The organism is Microvirga pakistanensis (assembly GCF_004458765.1).
In the GTDB taxonomy this organism is placed as follows: Bacteria; Pseudomonadota; Alphaproteobacteria; order Rhizobiales; family Beijerinckiaceae; genus Microvirga; species Microvirga pakistanensis.
Map to the genome: position 1 here is coordinate 1 of NZ_SPJX01000229.1, position 223 is coordinate 223.

The window sequence follows — 223 nt, forward strand, 5'->3', positions numbered from 1 at the left end:
CGACCACGGATTGCAGCAGGATGACCGGCGCGATGATGATGATGAGCGCGCGCGCATAAAGCCCCTTCGGCAGAAATCTGCCGAACCAGCGCGCCGCCCGATCGAGCGGCGGGTAGTGAAGGGCCGCGCCGATTTTCATCGGTCGATCACGAGGCGATAGCCGATCCCGCGCACGGTCTGCAGAAAAATCGGATTGGCGGGATCGTTCTCGATCTTGCGACGC

2 pseudogenes are annotated in these 223 nt (G+C 62.8%); both read right to left on the minus strand.

The annotated features are described in order from the left end of the window. Positions 1 to 139: pseudogene (locus tag E4K09_RS30200) on the minus strand (two-component sensor histidine kinase); the annotation flags it as partial. After that, positions 136 to 223, minus strand: a pseudogene (locus E4K09_RS14105) (DNA-binding response regulator); the annotation flags it as partial. The pseudogenes E4K09_RS30200 and E4K09_RS14105, both read right to left, overlap by 4 nt.